This is a genomic window from Curtobacterium sp. NPDC092190, from assembly GCF_044755625.1.
Classification (GTDB): Bacteria; Actinomycetota; Actinomycetes; order Actinomycetales; family Microbacteriaceae; genus Curtobacterium.
Map to the genome: position 1 here is coordinate 107,438 of NZ_JBIVRJ010000003.1, position 26,515 is coordinate 133,952.

A 26,515-nucleotide genomic window follows, 5' to 3' on the forward strand; every position below is an offset into this window, starting at 1 on the left:
CCGGGCGGCGACCATGCTCCTGAGGCATGCCGACCCAGACGACCGCAGCCGCGCCTCCCGTCCGTCCCCCGTCTCCGTCCACGAACGCGACCCGACGTCGGGTCGCGCTCGCGTCGTTCGTCGGGACGACCGTCGAGTACTACGACTTCTACCTGTACGCGACGGCCTCGGCGCTCGTGTTCGCCCCGACGTTCTTCCCGTCCGTCACGCCGGCCGTCGGTGTGATCGCGTCCTTCGCGACCTACGGTGTCGGCTTCGTCGCACGGCCGCTCGGCGGCATCGTGGCCGGGCACCTGGGCGACCGGATCGGGCGGAAGAAGCTGCTCGTGGCGTCCCTGGTGCTGATGGGCATCGCGTCGACGCTCATCGGGGTGATCCCCTCGGCGGCGACGATCGGGGTCGGCGCGGTGGTCGCACTCGTGGTGCTGCGACTGCTCCAGGGCGTCGCAGCCGGAGCGGAGTGGGGCGGGTCGGCGCTGCTGTCGGTCGAGCACGCGCCGGCGCGGCACCGGGGACTGTTCGGGGCGTTCACGCAGATGGGGTCCGCCGGCGGCATGCTGCTGGCGACCGGGGTCTTCACGCTCGTACGGACCCTGCTCGGCAACGAGGCGTTCCTGGCCTGGGGGTGGCGCCTGCCGTTCCTGTTCTCCGCGGTCATCGTCGCGGTCGGACTCGTCATCCGGCTCGGCGTGCAGGACGCCCCGGTGTTCCAGGCGCTGCGCGCGTCCGGCGGTGTCGAGCGGTTCCCGGTGTGGCAGGCGGTCCGTCGGCACCCGCGGTCGATCCTCGTCACCGCAGGGCTGCGGCTCGTCCAGCCGGCGCTCTACTCGATCCTGACGACGTACTCGCTGACCTACCTCGGGGCGAAGCGCGGCGAGGAGGGCTCGGCCGCCGGGCTCCAGGCGGTGCTCGTGATCTCGGCGGTGTCGCTCGTGTCGACGCCGTTCTGGGGGTGGCTGTCCGACCGGGTCGGGCGCCGGCCGCTCGCGATCGGGTCGGCGATCGGGATCGGCGTGCTGATCTGGCCGTTCTTCGCGTTCCTCGACGCCGGGCCCCTGGTGCTGCTGCCGTTCGTGGCGTTGATCGGCATGAGCGTGTTCCACGACAGCATCTACGGTCCGCAGGCGGCGTGGTTCGCGGAGCAGTTCCCGACCGGGCGGCGCTACTCGGGCATGAGCCTCGGGTACCAGATCGGGTCGATCTTCTCGGTGGGACTGACGCCGTTGCTCGCGGCGGTGTTCGTCGAGGTGGGCGGGGGCTCGCCGTGGATCCTGTGCGCGTACCTCGGCGTGTACGCGGTGCTGTCGGTCGTGGCCGCGGTGTTCGCGGTCGACCCGGTGCGCGACGCGCGGCGGGCGGACGCCCGGGCGGCCGGTGCCGGTGCCGGTGCCGGTGCCGGTGCCGGTGCCGGTGCCGGTGCCGGTGCCGGTGCCGGTGGGCCAGTATCGGGCTGAGCGACGGGGCTCGGGCTCCGGGCCGCGAGGGACGTCGGTCAGCCCGGGTCTCGCCGTCGACCCCGCCGACTACGTCCTGAGCACCAGGTCCGCGAACTCGGCGGGCGCCTCGGCGGCGATGAAGGCGCGCTCCTGGGCAGCCCAGCGCTCCCACTCGCGGGCGAACACCTCGCCGTCGCGGCCGATCGCCCGGTCGCGTCGGACGTCGTCGTCCGCCTCGAGCCACACCCGGAGGGTCGCGTTCGGGGCGGACCGCCGGGAGAGCGCCCCGCACCCCTCGACCACCAGCGGCTCGTGCGACTCGATCGACACCCACTCCGCCGGCTCGGACCGCTCCCAGTCCCAGCGCCGGTACCCCGACGGCGTCCCGAGCACGTCGGACACGACCGCGTCGGCGGCCGCGCGCAGGCCGTCCCACCCGGGGTAGACATCGTCGAGGTGCACGACCCGTGCGCCGAGCCGTGCCGCCACGGCGTCGCCCAGCGTGGTCTTCCCGGTGCCCGAGCGCCCGTCGACCAGCACGACGAGCCGTCGACCGGTGGCGGCAGCAGCGCCGACCGCGGCCGCGGCGATCCCCTCGACGAGCGCCGCATCCGGTGCCGCTCCCCCGGCGGTCGCGTCCGGCCGCGCACCCCGGGCCGTCACATCCGGCACCGCTCCCCCGGCGACCGCACCCGAGGCGGTCGCGTCCGGCCGCGCGCGCTCAGGCACGCCACGTCCCCGCAGCCACGGCCACCCCGATCGACGCGACACCGATCCCCACCAGCACGGCGACCATCGCCCACTCCGGTCCCGCGAACCGCGCCTGCCGCGCCCACGTCCGGGGACCGGGAGCGCCGAAGCCGCGCGACTCCATCGCCACCGCCAGCGTGGTCGCCCGGCGGAGTGCGAGCACGAGCAGCGCGAAGGCCATCGACGCTCCGCGCCGCAGTCGCCCGTGGTCGGCGAGCCCCCGTGCGCGGCGTGCCCTGGCGAGCTGGCGCCAGTCCTCGCCGAGCAGGGTCGTCATCCGCACCGCGGCCAGGGCCCCGAGCACGAAGCGGGCCGGCAGCCGCAGCAGCTGTGCGAGCCCGTCGGCCAGGTCGGTCGGGTCGACCCCGACGAAGAGCACGACGGCCGGCAGCCCGACCGCGAGGACCCGCAGCGCGGTCGCCAGCGCGAGCGTCAGCGACCCGTCGGTGACGTGGACGAAGCCGAGGTCGAACCACTCCCGCCCGGAGGGCCGCCCGTACAGCGCGATGCTCAGCGCCGTCAGGGGCACGGCGACGAGCACCGGTGACGCCCGCAGCAACAGGGTCCGCGGCGGGATCCGGAGCACCGGGAGGAGCAGCAGCTCCAGCGCGAGCGCGACGGCCGCGGAGACGACGTCGAGACTCGTCACGAGGCACAGGCCGAGTGCGAGCACGCCGAGCATCGCGGCGACGGGTTGGACGCCGGCGACACCGCGACGCGTCCGGCCGGGAGGCTCGGCTCGACCGCCCGCACCGGCGCGGGTCGTCGGGGTGGTCACCGGTGCACCTCCGTGGTCGGTCGGGGTCCGCCGGGTCCGGTCGACGGGGCGTCCGGTCCGGCCGACGGGGCGCCGGGTCCGGCCGAGGGGCCACTGCGTCCGTCCGGCGGGACGGCGGTTCCGGCCGGCGGGACGGCGGTTCCGGCCGGCGGCACGGTCCTCGCACCGTCGGCGGCGAGCACGACCTCGTCGGCGTCGAGCGCACGGACGAGGTCACGGTCGTGCGTCACCACGACGAGCGCCGTCCCCGCGTCCGCCAGCGCCCCGAGCAGGTCGACCACGGCCTGCCAGGTCGCACGGTCCTGGCCCGAGGTGGGTTCGTCCAGCACGACCACGGGCGGCCGCGAGGCGACGACGGCACCGATCGCGAGCCGCCGCTGCTCACCGCCGGACAGCGTGAAGGGGTTGGCGTCGGCGAGGTGCCGGAGCCCGAACGCGTCGAGGAGTTCCTCCACCCGCGCGTCGGCGTCCGACATCCCGAGCGCGCGCGGTCCGGCACCGAGCTCCTCGCGGACACTGCGCGCCACGAACTGGTGTCCGGGGTCCTGGAACACCGACCCGATCCGGGCCGCGAGCTGCCGGCTCGTCCACCGGATCGGCGCGTCACCGGCCTCCCCGGCCAGGTCGGGCGTCGCGAGGAGTGTCCCTCCGGACGGCCGCAGGAGCCCGGCGAGGGTGAGGCCGAGCGTCGACTTGCCGACGCCGTTCGGACCGGTGACCGCGAGGACCCGACCGCGACGGATCCCGAGGTCGATGCCGCTGCCGACACGGGTCCCGCCGGCACGTCCGAGGATGCCCCCGCGCGCGGTCGCGAGTCCCCGCGCCTCGAGCAGCGCCGTGTCCTCGTCGAGCGGGCGGAAGGCGCCCCCGGCCACCGGCGCTCCCGGTGCTGATCCGCCCGCTCGCTCGGTCGACGGCGCGACCGGACGGCCGGCACCGGTCGACGGCGCGACCGGACGTCCGCCGCCGGCCCGGGACGATCCCCGCGCCGGCTCGGCACCGGGCACCCACACGCCGGCCGCCGTCAGCGCCGGACCGTGCTCGGCGAGCACCGACGCGGGGGTCCCGTCCGCGACGACCCCGCCCCCGGGTTCGAGGAGCACGAGTCGATCGACCAGGTCGAGCCAGGTGCCGATCCGGTGCTCGACCACGAGCATCGTCGCACCGCTGGTGTGCAGCAGCGCCCGCACGGCGTCGTGGACCTGCGCCACGCCCTCGGGGTCGAGGTTCGCGCACGGTTCGTCGAGCACGAGCACGCCGGGGCGCATCGCGAGCACGCCCGCGAGCGCCAGACGCTGCCGCTGCCCGCCGGAGAGCCGGCTCGTCGACCGGTCGAGCGGCAGGTCGAGGCCGACGACCCCGAGCGCGTGCCGGACGCGTTCCCACGTCTCGGCCCGCGGGACGCCGGTGTTCTCGCATCCGAAGGCCACGTCGTCGCCGATGCGCGACATCACCGTGTGGGCCTCGGGATCCTGCATGACGAGGCCGACGCGCCCGCGGACCGCGCGGGGGTCGGCGCCGTCGACCAGGACCGAGCCCTGCACGGCTGCGGCGGTGTCGTCGTCGGGGTCCGGCTCGTCCGCCAGCACCGCTGCGACCGCGCGGAGCACCGTCGACTTGCCGGCGCCCGAGGGGCCGACGACCGCGACGCGCTCACCCGGCTCGACGACGAGGTCGAGACCGCGCAAGGCCCACGCGTCGCGCCCGGCGTACCGCCAGCCCCAGTCGTGGAAGGCGATCCGCGCCGCCCCCGAGGACGACACGGCCGTCACCGGGCGGCGCGGGACCCGCGCTCGGCCTGCTCGGCAGCGGGCGTCGCGGTGCCGGACTGCGCGCCGTCGAGCGGAACGGTCGCGCCGGTCGGGGCGGACGACTCCTGCGGGGTGGTCGCGTGCGTCCGTCGGGCGTGCTCACGCCCTGCGGCGAACGAGGACAGCACGCCGGTCGCGGCGAGCGCCCGCACGAGCAGCCACGAACCGAGCCCGGCGATCACGGCTCCGGACACCACGGCGGACACGACGTAGACGGTCTTGAAGGCCGCGTCGAGCCCCGGGTACCAGAGCACGGTGTCGTTGATGCCGAGGGCGAGCCCCGCGGCGGCACCGGCGAGCACGACGACCGGCAGTCGGTAGGCCCGGTAGAGGAACAGTGCGAGCACGACCTCGGCCCCGAGGCCCTGCACGAGACCGGCCTCGAGCGTCAGCCACCCCCACTGGGTACCGAGCAGTGCCTCGACGCTGGCGGCGACCATCTCGGCGTAGAGCGCGGCCCCGGGCTTCCGGACGACGATGGCGACGAGCGGCCCGGCGAGCAGCCAGACCCCGCCGAAGAGTGCCTGGGTACCGGGGAGGACCAGGGCGGCGACGGCGCTGATCGGCTCGTAGCCGAACTCCCAGAGCTTGAAGACGACACCGATCGCGACGGCGAGGACGCTCGCGACGACGATGTCGACGACCCGCCAGCGCAACGAGCGCCTGACGGTGGTGGACGGTGCTGCGGACTGCGTGGTTGCAGGCATGGTTGCTGACTCCTCCCTGCGCCGGCATGACCCGGATCAGGTTCGACGGTCGGAGCGCCGTTCGCTCCCTCTCAGCCCGGCGGTCCCGGACTCCCGTGTGTGTGGCAGCAGTCTAGACGCGGTCGCGACCGCGTGACGGACGGGAGGCCCGTGGCGGCGTCGCCACGGGCCTCCCGTCCGGTGGGTCACTTCTTGAGGGCGCGGATCACCTTGCTCAGGGCCTTGCCGGTCACCCAGATGGTGGGGATGCTCACCGCGAGCAGCGAGATCAGGTTCGGCTCGAACTGCAGGTCCTGCCCCGGGCGACGCACGTAGGCACCGACGGGGATCGACGCCCCGCCGCCACCGCCGCCGCCGTTCTCGTCGTCCCCGCCGGCGCCGAAGCCGAACCAGCCGATGGACACCGGGATGAGGGTCTGGTCCCCGACCTCGACCGGTTCGCCGTAGTTGGTCGAGACGCCCACGGGGCGCACCTTGTCTGCGATCTGACTCACGATGTTGGCCATGCGCGCGAGGCTACTCGGCGGTTCCTCCACAGGCCGGCGAGCACCTGCGGCCGTCCACCCCTGGGGCTTGTCTGCGGACGCGGACGGCCCGCGCCGATACCGTGGCGGAACCCACACCTGGAGGACTGTTTGCACACCTGGCCCGGCAACCCGTACCCCCTCGGGGCGACCTACGACGGCAGCGGCACGAACTTCGCCCTGTTCAGCGAGGTCGCCGACCGCGTGGAACTGTGCCTCTTCGACGACGCGGGGAACGAGGAGTGCGTCGACCTGGTCGAGGTGGACGCACACGTCTGGCACGCCTACCTGCCGAACGTCGCCCCGGGGCAGGAGTACGGCTTCCGCGTGCACGCCCCGTACGACCCGGCGAACGGACTGCGCGGCAACCCGCACAAGCTGCTCCTCGACCCGTACGCCAAGGCGACCAGCGGGGACATCGACTGGGACCAGGCGCTGTTCTCGTACACGTTCGGCGACCCGGACTCGACCGACGACCAGGACTCGGCGTCCCACATGATGAAGGGCGTCGTCATCAACCCGTTCTTCGACTGGCAGGGTGACCGGGCTCCCCGGGTCCCCTACGGCGAGACGGTGATCTACGAGGCGCACGTCAAGGGCCTCACCGAGACGCACCCCGACGTGCCCGAGGAGCAACGGGGCACCTACGCCGGTGTCGCGCACCCGGCGGTCATCGAGCACCTCAAGCGCCTGGGGATCACGACGCTCGAGCTCATGCCGGTGCACCAGTTCGTCAACGACTCCACGCTGCAGGAGAAGGGGCTGTCGAACTACTGGGGCTACAACACGATCGGCTTCTTCGCGCCGCACTCGCACTACTCGTCGTCCGGCGACCGCGGGCAGCAGGTGCAGGAGTTCAAGGCGATGGTGCGCGAGCTCCACCGTGCCGGCATCGAGGTCGTCCTCGACGTCGTCTACAACCACACGGCAGAGGGCAACCACCTCGGGCCGACGCTGTCCTTCCGCGGCATCGACAACGCGGCGTACTACCGCCTGGTCGAGGACGACAAGCGGTACTACATGGACACCACGGGCACCGGGAACTCGCTCAACGTCGGGCACCCGCACTCGCTGCAGCTCATCATGGACTCGCTGCGGTACTGGGTCACCGAGATGCACGTCGACGGTTTCCGCTTCGACCTCGCCGCGGCCCTGGCCCGCGAGTTCTACGAGGTCGACCGGCTCGCGGCCTTCTTCGAACTGGTCCAGCAGGACCCGATCGTGTCCCAGGTCAAGCTCATCGCCGAGCCGTGGGACGTCGGGCCCGGCGGGTACCAGGTCGGCAACTTCCCGCCGCAGTGGTCCGAGTGGAACGGCAAGTACCGCGACACCGTGCGTGACTTCTGGCGGGGCGAGCCCTCGACGCTCGGCGAGTTCGCCTCGCGCATCTCCGGGTCGGCCGACCTGTACGAGCACGACGGCCGGACGCCCAAGGCGAGCATCAACTTCATCACCGCTCACGACGGCTTCACGCTGTACGACCTGGTCGCGTACAACGAGAAGCACAACGACGCCAACGGCGAGGACAACAACGACGGCGAGAGCCACAACCGGTCGTGGAACTCGGGCGTCGAGGGGCCGACGGACGACCCGGAGGTCGCCGCGCTCCGACTGCAGCGCCGGCGGAACTTCCTCGCCACCCTGCTGCTCAGCCAGGGCGTGCCGATGATCGCCCACGGCGACGAGCTCGGCCGCACCCAGCACGGCAACAACAACGTGTACGCGCAGGACTCCGCGATCAGCTGGATCGACTGGGAGCACGCCGACGACGAACTCGTGCAGTTCACCGCCGACGTCGTGAAGCTCCGGCACGACCACCCGACCTTCCGCCGCACCCGGTACTTCAACGGTCGTCCGGTGCGCCGGGGCGAGGGCGAGCCACTGCCCGACGTCGTGTGGCTGACCCCGTCCGGCGACGCGATGGACCCCGAGGACTGGGACTCCGGCTTCGGCAAGAGCGTCGGCATGTACCTGAACGGCGAGGGCATCCGCGGCCGCGACCGCTGGGGCGAGCGTGTGACCGACGTGGCGTTCCTGACGTACTACAACGCACACGACGACGTCGTGACCTTCACCCTGCCACCCGAGGAGTACTCGCCCGGGTGGACCGTCCGGATCGACACGGCCGAACCCGGCGCCCGCGAGACGGTCCTCGACGCCGGGACCCCGCTCGACGTACCGGCGCGCTCGATGATCGTGCTCCGCGCCGAGCCCGACCACGAGGTCACCACCACGCAGGTGGAGTCGGTCGAGGGCGGGCGGCAGTCCACCCCGACCAACCCCGCGGCGTCGACGGCGGCGTCCGCCACCGACCCGGAACCCTCCGGGGCGGAACCGTCCGACGCTGCTCCGTCCGGGGCGGAACAGCCCACGGCGTCGGCCGAGGGCACGTCCGCAACGGACCCGGTCAGCGACACCGACGCCGACCCAGACTCCTCCGACACCGAACCCGAACCCGATCCCACAGGAGCCACCGCGTGAGCGCTCGCCGCGTCCCCACGTCCACCTACCGGCTGCAGGTCACCGCAGACTTCGACCTCGACGCCGCCCAGGGCGTGGTCGACCACATCCGCACCCTCGGTGCGGACTGGGTCTACCTCTCCCCCGTGCTGCAGGCCGAGCCCGGGTCACAGCACGGCTACGACGTCGTCGACCACTCGCACGTCGACACCGAGCGCGGCGGCGACGCCGCGCTCCGAGCCCTCGCCGAGGCCGCGCACGCCGCCGGGCTGGGTGTCCTCGTCGACATCGTGCCGAACCACGTCGGCGTCGCCACCCCCGAGGCGAACCCGTGGTGGTGGTCCCTGCTCGAGTCCGGACAGGGCTCCCCCGTCGCGTGGGCCTTCGACGTGGACTGGCAGGCCGGGGACGGGCGCATCCGGATCCCGGTGCTCGACGACCGGCTGCTCGACGCGGTCGAGCTGCGGGACGGCCGGCTGTACGTCGGCGAGACCGCCTACCCGACGGCCGAGGGCACCGTGCAGGACGGTGACGACGTCGCAGCCGTGCACGCCCGTCAGCACTACGAGTTCGTGCACTGGAAGCGCGCGGACCACGACCTCAACTACCGTCGCTTCTTCGCGGTCAACACCCTCGCGGCGATCCGCGTCGAGGAGCCCGAGGTGTTCGCATCGTCCCACGCGACGATCGGCGGCTGGTTCCGCGACGGGCTCGTGGACGGCCTGCGCATCGACCACCCGGACGGCCTGTACGACCCCGCCGGGTACCTGCAGGACCTGCACGACCTCACCGGCGGCGCGTACACGCTCGTCGAGAAGATCCTCGAGCCCGGCGAGCAGCTCCCGTCGTCGTGGCCGGTCGACGGCACCACCGGCTACGACGCCCTCGCCGTGGTCGACCGTGTCCTCGTCGACCCCGCGGGTGAACCGGCGCTCACCGCCGCGTCCGGTGCCGAGCCCGCCGACTGGCAGCAGCTCACGCACGACACCCGGCGCGGGATCGCCGACGGCATCCTCGGCAGCGAGGTCCGCCGGCTCGCACGGCTCCTCGCCCCCGTGGCACCCGACGTGCCCGAGGACCGCGTCGTCGACGCCGTCGCCGAGATCGTCGCGTCCTTCGAGGTCTACCGGACGTACCTGCCCGAGGGCGTCCACCACCTCATCGACGCCCTCGAACGCGCCGCCGAGGCCCGCCCGGACCTCGACGACGTGATCGACCGCATCGCACCGGCGCTCGTCGACCCCGGTCACGCCGCGGCCGTCCGGCTGCAGCAGACGTCGGGCATGGTGATGGCGAAGGGCGTCGAGGACACCGCGTTCTACCGCACGTCGCGCCTGACCACCCTGAGCGAGGTCGGCGCCGACCCGAGCCTGTTCGCCGTCTCGGTGGAGGACTTCCACCAGGCCCAGCGCGACCGCCAGGGCAGCTGGCCGCACACCATGACGACGCTCACCACGCACGACACGAAGCGCAGCGAGGACACCCGTGCGCGCATCAGCGTGCTCGCCGAGCTCGGCTCCGAGTGGGCCGACGCCCTCGCGCGGCTGCGGTCCCTGGCCCCGCTCGACGACGCCGTGATGGCTGACCTGCTGTGGCAGGCCGTCGTCGGTGCACGTCCCGCGAGCCGCGATCGCCTGCACGCCTACGCCGAGAAGGCGTCGCGCGAGGCCGGCGACAGCACGACGTGGACCGAGCCGGACGAGGCGTTCGAGGAGCAGATGCACGCGCTCGTCGACGCGTCGTTCGACGATCCGCAGGTCGTGGCCGTGCTCGACGAGCTCGACCAGGTCATCAACGCTGCCGGGTGGTCGAACGGGCTGGCCCAGAAGCTCGTGCAGCTGACGATGCCCGGCGTGCCGGACGTCTACCAGGGCACCGAGGGCTGGGACCGGTCGCTCGTCGACCCGGACAACCGCCGACCGGTCGACTACGCCGAGCTCCGGCACGTGCTCGCCGGGCTCGACGGCCCCGAGGACGACGGCCCCGAGCGGCTGCCGGCCGTCGGACTCGACGGTGCCGTGAAGACCCTCGTCGTCAGCCGGGCCCTGCGCCTGCGCCGCGACCACCCCGAGCTGTTCACCCGCTACCTGGGGCTCGAGGCCACGGGCAGCGCCGCCGACCACGTCCTGGCGTTCGACCGTGGCGGTGCCGTGACCGTCGCGACACGCCTGCCCGTCGGACTCGAGCGGGTCGGGGGCTGGGGCGACACCCTGGTGCACCCGGTGCCGCTCGACCGGGTCGACCTGCTCACCGGTCGACGGTTCCCGGCGTCCCGCGGCATCGCGCTCGCCGAGCTGCTCACGGACCTGCCGGTGGCGCTCCTCGTGCCCGCCGACCTCGCCGACGCCGGGGCGGCCGCTGCCTCCTCGTCCACGTCGACGACCACCCCCGCGGCCTCCGGGTCGGGCGGCACCGCCGTCTCCGACCAGCAGGCCGAGATCGAGATCCTGGAGGGTCACGCATGACCGTTCCCGCCCGCTACGCCGTCTGGGCGCCGAACCCCGAGCGCGTGCGCCTGGTCGTCGACGACGTCGAGTACGCGATGACCCGCGGTGACGACGACTGGTGGAGCACCGACGAGGTCGCCCCGGTCGTCGGCGCGCGCTACGGCTTCCGCATCGACGACGACGAGGACGTCCGCCCGGACCCCCGCAGCCGGTACCAGCCGGACGGGGTGCACGGCACGTCCGAGGTCGTGGACCCGGAGCGCTTCGCCTGGACCGACGAGGCCTGGACGGGCCGTCCCGCCCGCGGCGGGGTCATCTACGAGATGCACATCGGCACCTACACGCCCGAGGGCACCCTCGACGCGGCCGCCGCGAAGCTCGACCACCTCGTCGAGCTCGGTGTGGAGTTCGTCGAGCTGCTCCCCGTCAACGCCGTCAACGGTGAGTGGAACTGGGGCTACGACGGGGTCGGCTGGTTCGCCGTGCACCACCCCTACGGCGGTCCGGACGCCTACGACCGCTTCGTCGACACCGCCCACGCGCTGGGCCTCGGGGTCATCCAGGACGTCGTCTACAACCACCTCGGCCCGAGCGGGAACTACCTGCCGCTGTACGGTCCGTACCTGCTGCAGGGGCTCGGGAACACCTGGGGCGACTCGGTCAACGTCGAGCACCCCGAGGTCCGCCGGTACGTGCTGGACAACGTGCGGATGTGGTTCCGCGACCACCACGTCGACGGACTCCGGCTCGACGCGGTGCACGCGATCCGGGACACCACGCGCCCGCACGTGCTGCAGGTCATGGCCTCCGAGACCGAGGCGTACTCGGAGTTCGTCGGGCGCCCGCTCTCGCTCATCGCCGAGTCGGACCTCAACGACCCGGTCATGTTCCGTCCGCAGGAGGCCTCCGGGTACGGCCTGACCGGACAGTGGTCGGACGACTTCCACCACGCCGTCCACGTGGCGCTCACCGGCGAGACGAACGGCTACTACGCCGACTTCGCACCGCTCTCGGCGCTGGCGAAGGTCCTGGAGCACGGGTTCTTCCACGACGGCACCTGGTCGTCGTTCCGCGGGAAGCGGCACGGTCGACCGATCGACCGCGGGACGTCGCCCGCGACGGCGCTGGTCGTCGCGAACCAGAACCACGACCAGATCGGCAACCGCGCCGCGGGCGACCGGCTCGCGGCGTCACTCGACGACGAGTCGCTCGTCATCGCCGCGGCGCTGACGCTGCTCGGCCCGTTCACGCCGATGCTGTTCATGGGCGAGGAGTTCGCCGCGACCACGCCGTGGCAGTTCTTCACCTCCCACCCGGAGAAGGCGCTGGGCGAGATCACGGCGAAGGGCCGGATCGCCGAGTTCGCGGAGCACGGTTGGGACGAATCGGTCGTCCCGGACCCGCAGGACCCGACGACGTTCTCGAACTCGAAGCTCGACTGGGCCGACGTCACCTCGGAGCGGGGTGCGCGGATCCTCCGGGCCTACCGCGTGCTCGTCGCGCTGCGCCGCACCGAGCAGGCCTTCGTCGACCACCGCTACGAGGCGAACGCCGTCCGCTTCGACGGGGACGACCGCTGGCTCGTGCTGACCCGCGGCCTGCTCGGGCCCGACGCGGCGCCGGTGCACGTCGTGGTGAACTTCGCCGACGACGCTGCCGAGGTGTCCGTCCCGGACGCGACCGGTGAGGAGCTCTACCGCTTCGGTGAGGCGAGCGTCGACGCCGGTGTGGTCCGGTTCGCGTCGCGCGGCGTGGTGGTCCTGCGCTGACGGACGTGCCCTGACCGATCTGCGAGAGCGACAGTCCCCCGTGGAACCCCCACGGGGGACTGTTGCTTCCGCGGACCAGAGCGGCCACGACACCGGCCGGGCACGGCGCGGCAGTACCGGTACCGGTACCGGTACCGGGCCGTCACCGGCATCGGTACCGGGCCGTCACCGGCACCGGCACCGGTTCCGGGCCGTTGCGGGTCAGGCGGACTGGTCTCCGACCGCGTGCGCGTTCTTGCGCACCGAGGGCAGTCGGCGGTGGTCCTTCACGACGGAGCGCACCTCGCGCACCCGCCGGTCGATGCCCCACTTCGTCACGAGCGTCAGGCTCTCACGGACGATGTTGCCGCTCATCTTCGAGACGCCGAACTCGCGCTCGGTGAAGGTGATCGGCGTCTCGACGACCCGCAGCCCGGCCTCGAGCGCACGCCAGCACAGGTCGACCTGGAAGCAGTACCCCTTCGACGCGACCCCGGCCAGGTCGATCCGCTCGAACGCCTTCGACGTGAACACCCGGAAGCCGCCGGTCGCGTCACGCACCGCGATGCCGAGCGCCATCCGCGTGTAGAGGTTCCCGCCGCGGGACAGCAGTTCGCGGTACCACGGCCAGTTCTCGACCTCGCCGCCCTTGATCCAGCGGGAGCCGAGCACGAGGTCGTTCGAGTCGGCGAGCTCGAGCATCCACGGGAGGTACTCCGGGTGGTGCGAGCCGTCCGCGTCCATCTCGACGAGCTTGTCGTAGCCGTGCTCGAGGCCCCAGGCGAACCCCGCGAGGTACGCGCCGCCGAGGCCGTCCTTCACCGTCCGGTGCATCACGTGGACCCGGTCGGTCTCACGCGCGATCTCGTCCGCGATGTCGCCGGTGCCGTCCGGGGAGTTGTCGTCGACGACGAGCACGTGGACGCTGTCGTCGGTCGCGGCCAGGGTGCGGGCGACGATCGGGCGGACGTTCTCCGCCTCGTCGTAGGTCGGGATGATGACCAGGGACGTGCTCATGGTGCTCCTCGCGGTTCGCATCGAAGGGTATCGGGTCGCCCTGCGTCAGCCCGACGTCAGGTCTGCGAACACGATCAGATTGTCCGTGTAGTGCCCGGTCGCGGTGTCGAACGTACCGTCGCACGTGATCAGCCGGAGCTGCGGGGTCGGTGCGCTGCCGTACACGTCACTCGTCGGGAAGGCCGACTTCGCGGCGCGCTCCGAACGGTCGACCGTGAAGGTGCGGGTCGTGCCGTCGGACATCGCCACGTGGATCTCGTCCCCGGCCACGAGTTCGTCGAGCCGGAAGAAGACGGCTGCGCTCGTTGGGCTGTCGACGTGCCCGGCGATCACGGCCGGCCCGACCTGCCCCGGCACGATGCCGTCGGCGAACCAGCCCGCGCTGTCCCAGTCCTCCGGCGGGTCGAGCTCCCCAGCGGCACCGCGGCCGAGGTCCTCGAGGCCCGAGGACACACCGATCGCCGGGATCTCCACCCGCACCGGCCTGGCGGTCGAGCGTGCCGCCGGGGCAGCGGGGTCCTGGAAGCCCGACGTGTCGCCGGCCCCGGAGCCGTTCGCCGCCGCACCCGGGTCCGTCCTCGCGGACGGGCTGCTGGTCGCCGCCGTCCGGGTCCCCGCGGCGTCGGTCCCCGTGGTGGCGACGGCCACCCCGGCGATGCCGCCGCCGACGAGGACCGCCGCCACCGCTCCACCGACGATCACGCCGGGGCGGCCGGACCACCACCGGCTCGGTCCGGTCGCGGTCCGACGCCCGGTCACGAGGCGCCTCCCGCGTCGGTCGCGCAGCCACCGAGGACGTCGGACGTGAGCATGGTCGCGCCGAGCGCTGCCCACGCGTCGCCGTAGTAGGTCGGGGTGGTCGCCGAGGTCCGGTCCATCCGCCGCAGGTCGGCCGACGCCGCCGCCGACGAGCCGGCCGCGTGCTCGGCCGCTGCCCGTGCGGCGTAGGCGAGCGCGCTGGTGTCCCCGGTCACGGCCGTGCCGCCCAGGTCGAGCTGGGCTGCGAGCTCGGTGCTCCGGCGCAGGGTCGGCGCGATCGACCCGGCGAGCGTGCGGTCCTCGGCCGAGCACGCCTCGGCGTAGCGCAGCGGCAGCCGCATCGCGTCCCACCCGTAGACGACGCTGCCCTGGTCGCCGTTCGCGGGCATCGGTTCGACCGTGCCGTCGGCGTGCACCTGGGACCAGTCGCTCGGCAGGTCGCTGACGTCGAGCACGGCGGCGGTCACCGCACGGGAACCCTCGGTGAGCTCCGCCCAGCGGCGGTCGCCGGTCGCCCGTTCCAGCACCCGGAACGCGGCGGGTGACGCGTAGGACGCGTCGTACCGGTACGGCTCGGTGTCCGCCCACGGCCCCGGCAGCAGGATCGTCCCGAGGTCGGTCTCCGCGGTCTCGTGCTCGAGGATCGCCGACGCCATCGCCCTGCCCGCGGCGGTGTACCGTTCGTCGCCCCACCGGTCGCCGGCGAGCACGAGTGCCCGGGCGGCGTCGAGGTCGGCATCGCTCGCGGACTGGCCGTCGACGACCCCGACCTCTGGCGTCCACCGCCACGCGAGCAGGTCGTCGTCGGTCACCAGGTGCCGCTTCGTCCACGACCAGATGTCGCCGAAGGTCGCACGGTCGTCGTCCGCGTAGGCGATGAGCAGACCGTAGGCCTGCCCCTCGCTGACGGTGTCGCCGCCCTGGTCGGTGCGGACGACCCGGCCGTCCTGCACGTAGTCGTCGAGGAAGTCCTGCCGCAGCTCGGCGGCGCTGCGGTCGACGTCCGGGGCGGGCGACGAGGTCACGCTCGAGGTCGCTCCTGCCTGCGGCACGGCGTCGCTCCACGGACGGACGGCGACGAGGGCGACGCCGACGGCGACGACGACCGCCGCTGCGGCGGTGATGGGGATCCAGGTCCTGCGGGTCATGCCGGCACCTCTTCCGGGGTGGTCGGGGACGGTCGGACGGGAGGCGCGCACCAGGTGGGCGCTCGGGCTGCGGTGATCCGCGCCTCCAGGCCGGGCCCGACGGGTCACGCGACCCGTCGGCTGCCCGTCGGTCAGTGGAACAGCGAGCGGAACGCCGCGACGATCGCGTGCGTGAACTCGGTGACGGGGCGGTCGGCGGCTGCGCCGCCACCACCGGTCTGGACCCCACCGGACGGGGTCGTTGCCGTGGCGGCCGCGTCGGTGACGGGCACGACGGTCAGGTCGCCCTTGCTGTCGTCGAGGACGAAGAGCGTCGAGACGGTGTTGCCGGCGAGGTCGACCTCGGCGGTCCCGCGCTGGCCGCTGCCGGAGACGTCGAGCGACCACTTGCCGGCGCCGACCGTCGCGTACCGGGTGGCCGTGCCGAAGGAGGCGTCCTCGGCGATGGCGGTGCCGTCGGTCGTGCTGACGTCGACCTCCTTCGCCGTGGTCGCGGCCTGGACGAGACGGAGCTTGGCCTTGCCGTCACCGGGCTGCTGCAGGTCGTCGGTGAACGCCTTGGTCTGCAGGTCGTCGTTCTTGCCGTAGGCGACGACGGTGTTCGCGTCGCCCTGCTGGACCTGGACGTCGGTCGAGATCACCGGGGTGGAGTCGGGGGCGTCGGCAGCGCGCATCGAGAGGACGTAGGTGCCGACGGGGAGCTCCTGGTAGGGGCTGACCTGGCCGTACGTGACGTCGTCGAGCTCGAACACCGTCTTGCCGCCGGACAGGCTGGTCAGCTCGACGTCGACGCCCTTGGTGTCCGGGGAGAGATGGCCGACGCGGAGCCAGCCCTCGTCGGAGCCGGTCGCGGCCGAGGCGGTCTGCGGTGCGGCGAGGCCGACGGTGGCGGCGACGACGGCGGCGGCGATCCCGGCGACGACGACCGGGCGGCGGGCGGCGCGGCGGGTGGCGGTGGGCGCGGAGGTGCGTGCGTGCATCGTGGTGCTCCTTCGGTTCGGGTGGTGCTGGTGCTGGGGCTGGGGCTGGGGCTGGGGCTGGGGAGCAGGTGCGGGTGCGGGTGTGGGCGGACCGTGGGGCTGGTGGCCGGTGGCGGTGCGCGAGCGGGCGGATCCTGCTCGCGCCTGCCGGTTCGGCTACCGGTTCCGCCCGCTCACGACGGGGCCGGGGTCAGGAGGCACTCGTCGGCGTCGTCGTGGGGTCGGCCGGGGTGTAGGTCACGACGACCCGCTCCCCGTCGCGCTCGACGTCGGCCGGGCGGATCCCGTCGCTCATGGCATCGAAGGTGGCGACGGCACGAGCAGCATCCGCCCGGTCGGCGGTCTGCACGACGAGCCGACGGAAGGGTTGCCCGTCCTCCCCCGTGAGCGGGCGGAACCGTTCGACCGCCACCGACTGGTCGGCGAGCACCTGGCCGAGGGCGAGCATCGCGCGCGAGTCGACCTGCCCCGCTCGGAACTGCGACTTCGTGCCGGCGTCGGCCCGGAGCGCCGGGTTCTGCGCGAGCTCGGTCCCCATCGTCTTCCGCCCGTTCGTCGCGGCGGTGATCGCGTCGTTCGCGGCCGCCTCGCCCTCGGAGTGGATGCGACGGACGTCGACCTGCTGGTCACCGGTGCCGAACGTGGCCACGCTCGTCGAGTTCCGGATGGCGAGCGACACGTCCTGCGAGGAGTTCCCGCCGGTGCGCATCGAGTCCGTCGTGACCACGTAGTCGGAGTCCTTCCACCCGTTCGGCGACTGGCGCTGGACGGCGGCGTCGGTGTCGAGCTTGTAGTACCAGATGACGTTGTTGCGGGCGTACCCGTCGCGGACCAGGTCGACCCACATGGCGTCGTCCACGAGCAGCCGCGAGGACTTCGGGACGTTGTCGCCGACCCACTGCTCGGCCTGCTGCATCGGCAGGTCGAGGTTCGCCGACGTGAACCCGCGCAACTGCGTGCCCCAGAGCGGCACCGCCACGACGACGGCCGCTGCGGTGACCACGGCCCAGGCGGCACCGAAGCCACGTCGAGCGAATCCGTGCACACGGGTCCGGGCGTTGGACCGGATCCGTCCGGCGAGCGCGAGGACCGCTCGCTCGGCGGTGTACGCGACGAGCAGCGCTGCGAAGGGCACGAGCACGATGACGTACGGCACCGGCAGGTACCCGTTCGGGCGGAACATCATCGCGAGCAGGAAGACGAGCATCGCGGCGATCGGGCGGACCCGGCGCAGGAAGAGCCCGACGACCGCGGCGGCCGAACCGAGCACGATGAAGACGGGGTCGAGCGCCCACCACTGTGCGGCGGCCTGGTTCGCCAGGCTCCCTCCGTCGAAGATCGATCCCGACGCGGTGCGCGAACCGAGCTGGTAGGTGATGCCCTCGAAGAGGCTCACCCGGCCGGCGCCGGGCAGGAGCTCACCCTTGACCGCGGCGAGCAGCAGGTAGCCGCCACCGATGACGACCAGGACGGCCCCGGCGACGCTCAGCGTGTACCGACGGGTGCTCCTGTCGGCCCGGCGGACCGCGATCCAGATCAGGAACGGCAGCGCGAGCAGGTACGTCTCCTTGGAGAGCACCGCGACGCCGAGGCACGCGGCGGCTCCGGCGAACCCGGCGAGCTGCTGGCGCCGGCTCAGGACGAGGACGAACGCGGCGAGGAGCCACGGCGTCGCGACGTTGTCGATGTAGACCGTGCGGTGGTACTGCAGGGCCAGCGGCGACAGGGCGAACACGAGGCCCGCGGCCGCGGCGGTCGCACGGCCCGCGCCCAGTCGACGGGCGAGCACGAACAGCAGGATGCTCGACACCGCGGCGAAGAAGACCATCGCCTCGCGTGCGGCCTCGACGGCGAACGGGTAGCGCGCGAACGCCCCCGTCACCGAGGTGTAGGCCGCGATCTGGATCCAGCCGAGCGGCGGGTGGTCGTACCAGTACGTGTAGTGGGTGATCTCGCCGAGGTTCGTGATCGCCCACGCCTGGGCGGTGTAAGTGCCCTCGTCGTCGATGCGCTGCGGCGTGCCGGACATGTTCCAGAGCTGCACCACCACGGTGACGGCGAGCACGGGGAGCAGCCAGCCGAGGCTCGCCGCGTGGACGCGGAACCAGCCGCGGACGCCGGAGAACGACTCCGCGCCACGCACCGGGATCCCGGTGGTGTGGGTGATGCTGGCGGTCATCGGGCACCTCCTGCGGACGAACCGGCGAGCTCACGCTGCTGCGTGTCGGTGTCGGTGGTGACGGCGTTCGCGAAGCCCACGACCTCGGGCGTCGCGGAGGCCGTGCGGTGCTGCCCGGTGTGCTCGGTCTTCTCCCAGCCGTTCTGCCCCTTGACGTGGCGGACGACGGCACGGACGGCCGCTGCGGCGAGGAACACCTGGTACGGCACCAGGCCGAGGACGAGCTTCACGTAGTCGCGGATGCGGACCTTCTCCTTGTAGATGCGACCGAACTCGTTGAGTCCGACGACCTCGACGGCGAGCAGCATGAGCGTGGGCGCCACCGGGATGAACGAGACGAGGGCGATCGCCGTCGGCACCTTGACGAAGAGGATCATCAGGACGCTGAGCGGGATGAGCAGACCGGTCGCCGCCTGGATGAACGGCATGGTCAGCATGTAGCGGGCGAAGAAGCGCTGGCGGAAGGACGGCAGCTTCTTCCACTCCCCCTTGCCGAGCACCTGCAGGAAGCCCTGGTTCCAGCGGGTCCGCTGCTTGAGCAGGGACGCGAACGTGGGCGGCGTCTCCTCGCGGGTGACGGCCTCGGGGCTGTAGGCGACGACGACCTTCGCGCCGTCGGCGGAGAGCCGGACGCCGAGCTCGCAGTCCTCGGCGAGGCAGTGCGCGTCCCAGCCGTCCGACCACTCGAGGCGCTCCTTCGTCACGAAGACGGTGTTGCCGCCGAGCGGGATGAACTTCGAGCCCGCGTGGAAGTGCAGGCGCGAGCGGAACCAGAAGTAGTACTCGAGCACGTTGCGGAGCGACCACCAGCTCGACTTGAAGTTCATCAGCTGGACGCCACCCTGCACGACGTCTGCGCCGGTCTCCTGGAAGCGCGAGTCGACGAGCGACAGGAGCTTCGGGTAGACCTCGTCCTCGGCGTCGAACACCCCGACGATGTCGCCCGTCGCGTACTGCAGCGCGAGGTTCATCGCCTTCGGCTTGTTCTTCGGTGCGGTGTCGTCGACGACCACGCGGATCAGTCCTGGATGACGCTCCGCAGCCGCGCGCACGACGGCGTCCGTCTCCGGGTCGTCCTCGCCGACGATCGCGATGATCTCGAAGTCCGGGTGGTCCTGCGTCGCGAGCATGTCGAGCGTCTCGCCCATCACGTCCTGCTCGTGCCGACCGGGTACCAGCAGGGTGAAGCGGTGGGCGGCCGGCAGCGGGGTCTGGCTGAAGCTCGTCGACTTCAGCGCGTCGCGTGAGCGCCAGGCGTGCAGCATCCACCACAGCGTGGTGAGCGCGATCACCGTGAGCAGCACGGAGACCGCGATGAGCGCCGAGTAGCCGAACCACTCGCCCAGCGACCAGGCGACCTGCGGAGCCTGCCCCGAGCCTCCCGTCGGGACGTCCGTGGTCCCGCGGTTCGGGAGGTCCCCGGCGGGACCGGTCCCCTCGTTCGGCTGCAGCAGCGGCCCGGCGGCCGTCAGCAGCGTGGTGGTGATGGTCATGCGGCGTGCTCCTTCGCGTGAGCGTCGGTGGAACGGAAGACGAGGGCCTTGTACGCGGCGAACCGGAAGACGGTGCCGAGGACGAGACCCACCCCGTTGCCGGCGACGTTGTCGGCGAGGGTCGAGGTGAAGCCGAGGACGTAGTGCGAGACGAACAGGCAGGCCGAGGCGATGCCGAGACCGATGACGTTCGTGACGGCGAAGAGGAGTCCCTCGCGGAGGGTCTCCTTCCGGCCGACCTGCCGCTGCGAACGGAACGTGATCGAGCGGTTCGCGAGCCACGCGACCACCGTGGCGACGACGGCGGAGACGATCTTCGCGGCGATCGGGCCGTCGGGCAGGACCGTCGCACGCAGGAGGTTGTAGACGCCGAGGTCGATGAGGAAGCAGATCGCTCCGATGGCGCCGAACGACGCGAGCTGCGTCGTGGTGGCGCGGAGCCGCGGGCCGAGGGCCGGTCTTGGGACGCTCGCCGCAGGGACGCCGGTCGCCGCTGAGTGGGCGGTCGAGGCGTTGGAGGTCGGCACCGAGCCTGTGCCTGGTGGCACCAGAACGGGGGTGACGGTTCGGGTCATGCCCCCTCTTCGGGGGCACGTTGCGGAGTGGTTTGGTCGGGGTACAGCCCCTGCCAGGACCCTGCCAGTTCCGCGACACCTGCTGTTCATCAGTGAACATCCTTCAGCGTTTTTGCTGATCAGGTGTCAGGAGGGCAGTCCGTCCGGACGGTCGTGCTCGTCGTGAGCTTGCTGCACGACGGACGGGAGGCACGGTGCCAGCTGGCACCGTGCCTCCCGTCCGTCGGTCGGTCGCGCGCTACGCGGGGCGCTGCTCCGGGCTGACCGTCTTGCTGGCATCGCGCTCCGGGATGTCGCCGAGCGCCTCGTCGATGGCGGCGAGCGCGTCAGCGTCGAGCGTCACGCCCGCGGCCTTCACGTTGTCGGTGACCTGCTCGGGGCGGGACGCGCCGACGATCGCCGAAGCGACGTTCGGGTTCTGCAGCGTCCACGCGATCGCGAGCTGGGCCAGCGTGAGGCCGGCCTGGTCGGCGACGGGCTGCAGGCGCTGCACGGCTTCGAGGACCTCGTCGCGCATGAACCGCTTGATCATGTCCGCGCCGCCCTTCTCGTCCGTGGCGCGGGACCCCTCGGGGGCCGGCTGGCCCGGCTTGTACTTGCCGGTGAGGACACCCTGTGCGATCGGGGACCAGACGATCTGGCTGAGACCGAGCTGCTTCGAGGCGGGGACGACCTCGCCCTCGATGACGCGCCACAGCATCGAGTACTGCGGCTGGTTCGAGATGAGCTGGAAGCCGAGCTCCTTCGCCAGCGCGGCACCGGCGCGGATCTGCTCCGCGTTCCACTCGCTGACGCCGATGTAGAGCGCCTTGCCCTGACGGACGACGTCCGCGAAGGCCTGCATGGTCTCCTCGAGCGGCGTCTCGTGGTCGTAGCGGTGCGCCTGGTAGAGGTCGACGTAGTCGGTCTGCAGGCGCTCGAGCGAGCCGTCGATCGACTCCGTGATGTGCTTGCGGGAGAGGCCGACGTCGTTGTGCCCCTTCGGCCCGGTCGGCCAGTAGACCTTCGTGAAGATCTCGAGCGACTGGCGACGCTCGGCCTTGAGCGCCTCGCCGAGGACCGTCTCCGCCGCGGTGTTGGCGTACGTGTCGGCGGTGTCGAACGTGGTGATGCCGGCGTCGAGCGCTGCCCGCACGCACTGGGTGGCGACGTCGTTCTCGACCTGCGAGCCGTGCGTCAGCCAGTTGCCGTAGGTGATCTCGGAGATCTTGAGTCCGGAGTTGCCCAGGTACCTGAATTCCATGCTCCTGACGCTAGTGGAGTGAGCGCTCTCGTGAGGGGGTGTGCGAGTACCTGTGGAGCGGCGCGGGCGCCGCCGGCATGGGCGCCGCCGGCGTGGGCGCCGCCGGCGTGGGCGGGCGGAACACGCGACGCGCGCCTCCCGACCTCATCCGGATCCGCCCGCTCGGGGTGCGAGCAGCAACAGACCGGATCCGCCCGCTCCGGGCCGCACGCACCGGTCCTCGGCACCGGCACGAGTCCTGCACACCTCGCTCCGTCCGGCGCCCGTCCACAGCTCGACAACGCCCGTTACGGCCGACCTGGCCGATCAGACACACTGCCCGCATGTCCATCGCCGACCACTTCCCGCCGCCGCTCCGCGGACGCCCCTTCCGCGTCCGCGAGGCACTGCACCGCGGTGTCCCGGCGAGCCGACTCCGCTCACGACGGCTCTGCCGACCCTTCCACGGCACACGGTGCTGGACCCCACCCACCTCCCGCGCGGACCGTGCACGCGCGGTCGCTCCACGGCTCCGGTACGACCAGGCGTTCAGTCACACCACTGCAGCGCACCTCCTCGGCATCCCGCTCCCGCGCAGACTCGAGGCAGACCGACGCATCCACGTGACCACCATCGGCAAGGACCAGGCCATCCGCGTGCGCGGGACCGTCGGACACCGAACCAGGGCACACCTCGCGAACGTCGTCCGTTCCGGGACCACCCCGATCGTGGACCCGGCCACCACCTTCGTCATGCTGGCAGCGTTCCTCACGGTCGACGAGCTCGTCATCGCCGGCGACGCGTTGGTCGGGTGGCTGAACTGGTGCGCGGTCGACGCACTCAGGGCCGTCGTCCGCCGCCACCGCGGCGGACGGCACGTCCGCAAGGCTCGCGCCGCCCTCGCCGAGGTGCGCCCGGGCTCGCGGAGCCCGGGCGAGACACGTCTCCGACTGGTCCTGGTCCGGCGCGGACTCCCCCTTCCGTCGCTCAACCACGACGTCGTCGTCGGAGGCAGATGGGTCGCCTGTGTGGACCTGGCCTACCCGGACGCGAGGGTCGCGATCGAGTACGAGAGCGACCTCCACCGATCCGACCCGCGGGTGTTCCGCAAGGACCTGACGCGCGGCGAGCACCTGAAGGACGTCGACTGGTGGCTGGTCCGGGCGACAGCGGATGACGTCGGTCCGCTCGCCGACGACTTCGCCGAGCGCATGCGGCGCCTGCTCACGACGGGCACGGCCGGGAGGCACGACACGCGGTCCCGACATCCCGTTGCGACGTTCACGTGAACATTGGTTGACGCTTCAACCAAACAGGTGCACAATGGGCTAGGCTACAGTTCAAATCGATGCAGGCGCATGAAGATGCTCGCCTGGTCGGGAACCGCAGACCAACACTCTCGTAAGGAGTCACCATGACGCTCAACGCCTCCGCCATCCCGGGCTACCAGACCGGTACCTGGAAGATCGACCCGACCCACTCCGAGGTCACCTTCTCCGTTCGCCACCTCGCGATCAGCAAGGTCAAGGGCTCCTTCGAGCGCTTCGACGCGACGCTCGTCACCGCCGAGAACCCCCTCGACACGACCCTCGAGGCCTCGATCGACGTCGCGAGCATCAACACGAACCAGGCGCAGCGCGACCAGCACCTCGCCACCGGTGACTTCTTCCTCACCGAGGAGCACCCGCAGATGACCTTCAAGTCGACCGGCATCCGCGAGGACGGCGACGACATGCTCATCGACGGTGAGCTCTCGCTCCGCGGCGTGACCAAGAACGTCACGCTGAAGACCGAGTTCGGTGGCGTGACCACCGACGGCTACGGCCAGGTCAAGCTCGGCGCCGAGGCGACCACGAAGATCGACCGCACCGAGTTCGGCGTGAACTGGAACGCGGCGCTCGAGGCCGGCGGCTTCACGCTCGGCAACGACGTCACCATCAACCTCGACGTGCAGTTCGTCCTCCAGGCGGCCTGACCTCCGGGTCACTGAACCGAGGCTGTCGTCCCGCCCGAGCGCGGGGACGACGGCCGCGGACACCGAACGAAGTACCTGCAGTACCCGGCGAACGGCCCGGCTCCTCCCCCACGGAGCCGGGCCGTTCCGCGTTCCCGATGCCTCGATCCGTGAGCCGTGATCGGTGAGCCGGCCCGACGCCCGCCCGTGAGCTCGAGCGGGCCTTTCCTGTGGCAGCCGTTGCCTTGCATGCGCCGATCCCGTCCGCTCGGGCACGAGCGGGCCGTTCCCGCAGCCGTCCCCGCCGCCGCGTACCGATTCCGCCCGCCCGAGCACGAGCGGGTGTTTCCGTCGCTGCCGGCTCGACCTCGACGCCGGATCCGCCCGACCGTCGCGATGACCGACCGCCCTCGGCCCGCAGACGACACCGAGCACTGCCGCGCACGCGCGCTGAACTTGCGAGCGGGCGTAGCGTGTCGCCTGTTCAGCGCGGGAATCGCCCGTCCGTCGGTCCCGTTGCACCTCGCACCCGCCCCGACCGAAGAGGAGCACCACCATGGCCACCGACTGGATCGCGCTGCAGTCCCTCGCCGCAGCCGAGTTCGGACGCCGCGTCGCTGCAGTGACCGACTGGGAAGCGTCCACTCCCGACTCGGAGTGGACCACGCGCGACCTGGTGACGCACGTCATCGACGAACAGCGATGGATCCCCAAGCTCCTGACGGGGTGCGACTACGCGCAGGCCGAGGCGGACCTCGAACCCATCGGGCAGGACCTCGTCGACGAGTGGGCGAAGTTCGCGGCGGCAGCTTCGAGCGCATGGCAGAACGCGCCCGCTGACACTCCCGTGCACCTCAGCACCGACGTGGTCCGTGCAGACGAGTACCTGACCGAGCAGACCAGCGACATCACCATCCACACGTGGGACCTCGCGCGCGCGACGGGGACCGACGAAGCGTTGCCCGATGAACTCGTCCGCGCTGTGTGGGAGTACTTCGAACCGCAGATCCAGGACCTCGCGGCGACCGGGCTGTACGCCGCGCCGGTCGAGGTCGACGAGGATGCGCCGCTGCAGGTCCGCCTGCTCGCGGTCACAGGTCGCGATGCCAGGGTGAACGCCTGACGCGTCTTTCCGCCCGTTCGACACCGGGGGGGCGGAGTCGGCGGCAGAACGCCAGTGGGCGGAACCAGCGGCAGCGTGAGCGCACGCGAGCAATCTCCGCCCGCTCGTCGTTCGGCAGGCCTGACGCCTGGCGGCCCGACACGACGACGATGACAGCACTCATCCAACAGGAACCGCCCGCCGGACACCCGGCGGGCGGAATCGACGAAGGAGCCATCACGAACGCAGCAGACAACGCCCGCTCGACCGCCTCGACCGACGCCCACGGACGCCACGGAGCCGCCGAAGAGACCGCAACCCCCGGAACGACCGGAACCCCCGGAACCGCCGGAACCACCGCCTCGACCGACGCCCCCGACGCCGCCGGGCCCTCGGTGCGCACGACCCGCCTCGGACGCACGGGCCTCGAGATCAGCCGCGTCGTCCTCGGCATGATGTCCTTCGGCAAGCCGGACCAGGGCGCCCACCCCTGGAGCGTCGACATCGACGACGCCCGCCCGTTCGTCCGCCGTGCCTACGAGGCCGGCATCACCTCGTTCGACACCGCCAACGTCTACTCGGCCGGCTCGAGCGAGGAGATCACCGGGCAGCTCCTCAAGGAGATCGCTCCGCGCGAGGAGGTCCAGGTCTTCACCAAGGTCTTCAACCGCATGCGCCCCGGTCCGAACGGCGCCGGGCTCTCCCGCGCCGCGATCATGCACGAGATCGACGCCTCGCTGACCCGGCTCGGCACGGACTACGTGGACCTGTACCAGATCCACCGGTTCGACCCGCACACGCCGATCGAGGAGACCATGGAGGCGCTCCACGACGTCGTCAAGGCCGGCAAGGCGCGCTACATCGGCGCGAGCAGCATGTGGGCGTGGCAGTTCGCGCAGATGCAGCACACCGCCGAGCTGCACGGGTGGACGAAGTTCGTCAGCATGCAGGACCAGTACAACCTCCTCGAGCGTGAGGAGGAGCGCGAGATGCACCCGTTCGCACAGGCGACCGGCGTCGGCGTCATCCCGTGGAGCCCACTGGCCCGCGGCAAGGTGACCCGCCCGTGGGACGCCCAGGGTTCGGGCAGCCGCTCGGACACGGACGAGTTCGGCAAGACGCTGTACCGCCAGGACGAGGACGCGAACCGTGCCGTCGTCGACGCGGTACAGCAGGTCGCCGAGGCCCGCGGCGCGAGCATGGCGCAGGTCGCCCTGGCGTGGGTGGCCGGCAAGCCCGCCGTCACCGCGCCGATCATCGGCGCGACGAAGGAGCACCACATCGACGACGCCGTGGCGGCGGTCGCGATGGAGCTGACGCCCGATGAGGTGTCGCGACTCGAGTCCGCCTACACGCCGCGGGTGCCGTCCGGTTTCTGACGCGACCGGACGACGGACGGGAGGCGCGGTGCCAGCTGGCACCGCG

At 72.1% G+C, this 26,515-nt stretch carries 21 protein-coding genes and 1 riboswitch; of the genes, 8 read left to right on the plus strand and 13 right to left on the minus strand.

Features of this window, described 5'->3' with window-relative positions:
* The first annotated feature begins 26 nt into the window (after positions 1-26).
* Entirely contained in the window at positions 27-1,454 is a 1,428-nt protein-coding gene (locus ACIQFY_RS08445) for an MFS transporter (RefSeq protein WP_400339359.1), read from the plus strand.
* 69 nt (positions 1,455-1,523) lie between these two features.
* Here the strand turns inward: ACIQFY_RS08445 and ACIQFY_RS08450 are convergent, their stop codons facing one another.
* From ACIQFY_RS08450 to ACIQFY_RS08470, 5 genes are all read right to left on the minus strand, one after another.
* Positions 1,524-2,165 (minus strand): ATP-binding protein, encoded by a 642-nt coding sequence (locus tag ACIQFY_RS08450; protein WP_307810371.1) that lies wholly within the window; start codon positions 2,163-2,165, stop codon positions 1,524-1,526.
* A complete protein-coding gene (locus tag ACIQFY_RS08455) occupies positions 2,158-2,964 on the minus strand; it encodes an energy-coupling factor transporter transmembrane protein EcfT (protein WP_066653024.1) in 807 nt (268 codons plus the stop codon). Before ACIQFY_RS08455 ends, ACIQFY_RS08450 begins: the two co-directional genes overlap by 8 nt.
* Complete coding sequence (locus ACIQFY_RS08460; RefSeq protein ID WP_400339361.1) at positions 2,961-4,727, minus strand: ABC transporter ATP-binding protein; 1,767 nt, start codon at positions 4,725-4,727, stop codon at positions 2,961-2,963. The genes ACIQFY_RS08455 and ACIQFY_RS08460 overlap by 4 nt, the downstream gene beginning before the upstream one ends.
* A gap of 5 nt (positions 4,728-4,732) precedes the next feature.
* Complete coding sequence (locus ACIQFY_RS08465; protein WP_308301832.1) at positions 4,733-5,482, minus strand: ECF transporter S component; 750 nt, start codon at positions 5,480-5,482, stop codon at positions 4,733-4,735.
* Positions 5,478-5,589, minus strand: a riboswitch (TPP riboswitch). It overlaps the preceding gene by 5 nt.
* A gap of 78 nt (positions 5,590-5,667) precedes the next feature.
* A complete protein-coding gene (locus ACIQFY_RS08470; RefSeq protein ID WP_058727630.1) occupies positions 5,668-5,988 on the minus strand; it encodes a hypothetical protein in 321 nt (106 codons plus the stop codon).
* Positions 5,989-6,117: 129 nt separating this feature from the next.
* Between ACIQFY_RS08470 and glgX the strand changes: the two genes are divergently transcribed.
* The 3 genes from glgX to treZ are packed head-to-tail and all read left to right on the plus strand — an operon-like array spanning position 6,118 to position 12,682.
* Positions 6,118-8,487 (plus strand): glycogen debranching protein GlgX, encoded by a 2,370-nt coding sequence (gene glgX / locus ACIQFY_RS08475; RefSeq protein WP_400339363.1) that lies wholly within the window; start codon positions 6,118-6,120, stop codon positions 8,485-8,487.
* A complete protein-coding gene (gene treY, locus ACIQFY_RS08480; protein ID WP_400339364.1) occupies positions 8,484-10,931 on the plus strand; it encodes a malto-oligosyltrehalose synthase in 2,448 nt (815 codons plus the stop codon). The genes glgX and treY overlap by 4 nt, the downstream gene beginning before the upstream one ends.
* Positions 10,928-12,682, plus strand: a complete 1,755-nt coding sequence (treZ, locus tag ACIQFY_RS08485) for a malto-oligosyltrehalose trehalohydrolase (RefSeq protein ID WP_326495762.1) — start codon at positions 10,928-10,930, stop codon at positions 12,680-12,682. The genes treY and treZ overlap by 4 nt, the downstream gene beginning before the upstream one ends.
* Positions 12,683-12,883: 201 nt before the next feature.
* Here treZ and ACIQFY_RS08490 read toward each other — a convergent pair whose 3' ends face one another.
* The 8 genes from ACIQFY_RS08490 to ACIQFY_RS08525 all read right to left on the minus strand — a co-directional run bounded on the left by ACIQFY_RS08490 (position 12,884) and on the right by ACIQFY_RS08525 (position 22,055).
* On the minus strand, positions 12,884-13,678 hold the full coding sequence (locus tag ACIQFY_RS08490) for a polyprenol monophosphomannose synthase (RefSeq protein ID WP_200884134.1): 795 nt from the start codon (positions 13,676-13,678) through the stop codon (positions 12,884-12,886).
* 45 nt (positions 13,679-13,723) lie between these two features.
* Entirely contained in the window at positions 13,724-14,437 is a 714-nt protein-coding gene (locus ACIQFY_RS08495; RefSeq protein ID WP_400339367.1) for a class F sortase, read from the minus strand.
* Positions 14,434-15,585 carry a glycosyl hydrolase family 8 gene (locus ACIQFY_RS08500; protein ID WP_400339369.1) on the minus strand — a complete coding sequence of 384 codons (1,152 nt, stop codon included), beginning with the start codon at positions 15,583-15,585 and terminating at the stop codon, positions 14,434-14,436. Before ACIQFY_RS08500 ends, ACIQFY_RS08495 begins: the two co-directional genes overlap by 4 nt.
* A 131-nt stretch (positions 15,586-15,716) precedes the next feature.
* Entirely contained in the window at positions 15,717-16,565 is an 849-nt protein-coding gene (locus ACIQFY_RS08505; RefSeq protein ID WP_251154746.1) for a DUF4397 domain-containing protein, read from the minus strand.
* 190 nt (positions 16,566-16,755) lie between these two features.
* Entirely contained in the window at positions 16,756-18,744 is a 1,989-nt protein-coding gene (locus ACIQFY_RS08510) for a glycosyltransferase family 39 protein (RefSeq protein ID WP_326495758.1), read from the minus strand.
* Positions 18,741-20,237 (minus strand): glycosyltransferase, encoded by a 1,497-nt coding sequence (locus ACIQFY_RS08515; RefSeq protein ID WP_400339372.1) that lies wholly within the window; start codon positions 20,235-20,237, stop codon positions 18,741-18,743. Before ACIQFY_RS08515 ends, ACIQFY_RS08510 begins: the two co-directional genes overlap by 4 nt.
* Entirely contained in the window at positions 20,234-20,764 is a 531-nt protein-coding gene (locus tag ACIQFY_RS08520) for a GtrA family protein (protein WP_326495756.1), read from the minus strand. The genes ACIQFY_RS08515 and ACIQFY_RS08520 overlap by 4 nt, the downstream gene beginning before the upstream one ends.
* A 286-nt stretch (positions 20,765-21,050) precedes the next feature.
* Positions 21,051-22,055 carry an aldo/keto reductase family protein gene (locus ACIQFY_RS08525; RefSeq protein WP_209683542.1) on the minus strand — a complete coding sequence of 335 codons (1,005 nt, stop codon included), beginning with the start codon at positions 22,053-22,055 and terminating at the stop codon, positions 21,051-21,053.
* 323 nt (positions 22,056-22,378) lie between these two features.
* On the opposite strand from ACIQFY_RS08525, the gene ACIQFY_RS08530 reads away from it, so the two are divergent.
* The 4 genes from ACIQFY_RS08530 (at position 22,379) to ACIQFY_RS08545 (ending at position 26,469) form a co-directional block, all read left to right on the plus strand.
* A complete protein-coding gene (locus ACIQFY_RS08530; RefSeq protein WP_400339375.1) occupies positions 22,379-23,323 on the plus strand; it encodes a hypothetical protein in 945 nt (314 codons plus the stop codon).
* A gap of 125 nt (positions 23,324-23,448) precedes the next feature.
* Positions 23,449-24,009, plus strand: a complete 561-nt coding sequence (locus tag ACIQFY_RS08535) for a YceI family protein (RefSeq protein ID WP_066652989.1) — start codon at positions 23,449-23,451, stop codon at positions 24,007-24,009.
* Between the two features lie 535 nt (positions 24,010-24,544).
* Positions 24,545-25,111 carry a TIGR03086 family metal-binding protein gene (locus ACIQFY_RS08540; protein ID WP_400339378.1) on the plus strand — a complete coding sequence of 189 codons (567 nt, stop codon included), beginning with the start codon at positions 24,545-24,547 and terminating at the stop codon, positions 25,109-25,111.
* A 374-nt stretch (positions 25,112-25,485) separates the two neighbouring features.
* Complete coding sequence (locus ACIQFY_RS08545) at positions 25,486-26,469, plus strand: aldo/keto reductase (RefSeq protein ID WP_400339381.1); 984 nt, start codon at positions 25,486-25,488, stop codon at positions 26,467-26,469.
* The last annotated feature ends 46 nt before the right edge of the window (positions 26,470-26,515 follow it).